The 2711-nt window shown below is 70.9% G+C and carries 2 protein-coding genes and 1 pseudogene; 1 reads left to right on the plus strand and 2 read right to left on the minus strand.

Annotated features, from left to right (window positions below; translation table 11 throughout):
* On the plus strand, positions 1-540 hold a 540-nt coding region (locus tag KBX39_RS28235; RefSeq protein ID WP_210873439.1), incomplete at its 5' end, for a septum formation family protein.
* Positions 541-583: 43 nt separating this feature from the next.
* On the opposite strand, the gene KBX39_RS28240 is transcribed toward KBX39_RS28235, so the two are convergent.
* Both KBX39_RS28240 and KBX39_RS28245 read right to left on the minus strand, forming a co-directional pair.
* Complete coding sequence (locus KBX39_RS28240; protein ID WP_069087683.1) at positions 584-2332, minus strand: M28 family peptidase; 1749 nt, start codon at positions 2330-2332, stop codon at positions 584-586.
* 224 nt (positions 2333-2556) lie between these two features.
* A pseudogene (locus KBX39_RS28245) lies at positions 2557-2711 on the minus strand (rRNA small subunit methyltransferase B); the annotation flags it as partial.

Raw genomic sequence — 2711 nt, forward strand, 5'->3', positions numbered from 1 at the left:
GGGGACTGGCGCTCCGGGCGGCTGCGGCTGTCGGTGGTCTTCCCCTCGGCGCTCGCCTGGTCCGGCGGGGCCCGCTGGTACCGCTGCGACGTCGCCGAGGTGACCGATCTGGACCAGGGCGACGTGGCCGAGCGCACCGGCAGCCTGCGGGGCGCGCTGAAGCCCGGCTCGAAGCTGGCGCTGGGCTGCTTCAACCCGAAGATGAGCAAGGACGACGTGCAGGAGATGCGGCCGGTGGCCTGCACCGCGAAGCACCACGCCGAGTTCGTCGGCGTCTACCAGGCTCCGGACATCAGCTACGCCGAGTTCGAGCGCACCCCGCTGCGTACGCACAAGGCGTGCCGCGGGCTGATCGCCAAGTACGCGAAGCTGCCCGACGACGGCAACATGCAGTACCGGGCCGGCACCATCATCTACCACCCGTACGCGGAGCAGTGGCGCGACGGCGACCGGGGCGTGCAGTGCTTCCTCTGGGTCTCCGACCGGACGCTGACCCGCTCGGTGAAGGGCGCGGGCGCCAAGGCGCTACCGATCACCTGAGCCACGGGCGGGGCGGGCCGGCGCCCACCCCGCCCGTGTCCGCTCAGCCGACCTGCAGCGTCACGTCGTCCACGACGAAGCTGGTCTGCAACGAGGAGTCCTCGACCCCGGTCCACTTCAGCGTGACCGTCTGCCCGGCGTACGCGGCCAGGTTGAAGGTGCGCTGGGTGTAGCCGGTGGCCTTGTTCAGGTTCGAGTACGTGGCCAGCGTGGTCGAGCCGACCTGCACGGTGAGCTTGTCGTACGCGGTCGAGCTGGTCGTCTCGGCCGAGTCGATGTGCAGCCAGAACGAGAACGTGTAGCTGCTGCACCCGGACGGCAGCGTGACCGACTGGGACAGCGTGTCGGTACGCGAGGAGCCGTACCCGTTCAGCCACGCCTTGTACGACCCGGTGCGGGCCGCCTGGCTGGAGCTGTTGGTGATCACGCCGGAGCTGGCCGTCCACGGCGTGGTGCCGGACTCGAAGCTGCTGTTGCCGATGAGCTGGCCGCCGGTGCAGCCGCCACTCCCGCCGGTCACGGTGATCGTGTAGCTGGCGGTGCGGGTGGCCGAGCCGGTGCCGGTCACGGTGAGCGTGAACGTGCCGGTGGTGGCCGTCGACGAGGCGCTGACGGTCATGGTGGACGAGCCGCCCGAGGTGACCGAGGACGGGCTGAAGCTCACCGACACGCCGCTCGGGGCGCCACTGGCGGACAGCGCCACGGTCTGCGCGCTGCCGGAGGTGGTGGCGGTGCTGACGGTGGCGGTGGTGGAGCCGCCCCGGGCGACGCTGCCGGAGGTGGGGCTCACCGAGACGGAGAAGTCGTTGGCGGGTGTGCCGCCGCCGACCGCGAGCGCCCAGATCGTGTACGCGACGCCGTCCGCGGCCCGGTTCAGGATGGTCGTGTTGATGTTGCTGGTGTTGTCGCAGGAGCGGTGGTAGCAGCCGTCGTACGCCGCGCCCGCGGTGCCGCCCCACTTGCTGGCCTGCGCCGACGTCTTGGTGTAGCTGGCGCCCGCCGCGTAGCCGGAGGTCTGGATGCCGGCGTTGGCGAACGAGTAGTCGTCGGAGCGGCCCTGACCCTCGGTGTTCTCCTCCGGCGAGATGCCGAACGAGTCCCAGTACGCCTTCAGCGGCGCCGCGGTGGCCGAGGTGATCCGGTTGATGAAGTAGCCGCCGTTGGGCGAGCCGACCATGTCGAAGTTGTAGTAGCCCTTGATGTAGCCGCGCTGGGTGGAGCTGAGCTGGTTGACGTAGTGCTTGGAGCCCTGCAGGCCCTGCTCCTCGCCGTTCCACCAGGCGAACCGGACCCGCTTGGTCATGGTCGGGTTCTGCGCGGCCAGCACCAGCGCGTTCTCCAGCAGCACCGACGAGCCGGAGGCGTTGTCGTTGATGCCCGGCCCGGCGGCCACGCCGTCCAGATGCGCGCCGAACATGACGACCTGGTCCGACGGGCCCTGCGGCCACTCGGCGATCAGGTTGTTGCCCGGGTAGGTGCAGGTGGAGCAGTTCTGCTCGGTGACCGTGTAGCCGGCCGCCTGGAGCTTGCCCTTCACGTAGTTGACCGACGCGGTGTAGCCGGCCGAGCCGGCGCGCCGGTTGCCGCCGTTGCTGGTGGCGATGGAGTTGAACTGGGTGAGGTGGGCCTGGATGTTGCTGAGGGAGACGTCCGGCGCGGCGAGCGCGGCGACGGCCGGGGCGGGGGCGGCGGCCGGCGCGGGCGCGGCGGAGGCGGTGCCGGCCAGGCTCGCCGTCGTCAGGGTGGCGACGAGGGCGAGCGCGAGGCTCGTGGTCGGCGTTCTGCGTCTCATGGAGACTCCTCGTGGGGGTTCGGCGGGCGGGGTGCCGGGACCGGTGGTCGAAACAGTTACATGCATCGATCGGACAGTCAACGGGCTGTCACATCCCACCGGCCCCCTCCCCCCACCGGGATGCCGCACACGCTCCATCGCTCCCCATTTCTCCGCATGACGAGCAAGGAGTTCGTGTCCGGGCACGGCGGACACGAACTCCTTGGTCGACTGCGAGAGGTGGGTCAGTTCCGGCGCAGGACCGCCAGGAACATGGCGTCGGTGCCGTGACGGTGCGGCCACAGCTGCACCGTGGGGCCGTCCCCCAGGCCCGGCATGCCGGCCGGCAGCAGCGGCCGCGCGTCGACGAAATCGACGCCGAGGCCGCAGCGCCGGGCCG

The organism is Micromonospora sp. D75 (assembly GCF_018070405.1).
Taxonomy (GTDB): domain Bacteria; phylum Actinomycetota; class Actinomycetes; order Mycobacteriales; family Micromonosporaceae; genus Micromonospora; species Micromonospora chalcea.

What these genes read in the sequence shown, in the direction of transcription:
- KBX39_RS28240 (WP_069087683.1), bottom strand. Translation starts at nt 2,332, where the DNA reads ATGAGACGCAGAACGCCGACCACGAGCCTCGCGCTCGCCCTCGTCGCC.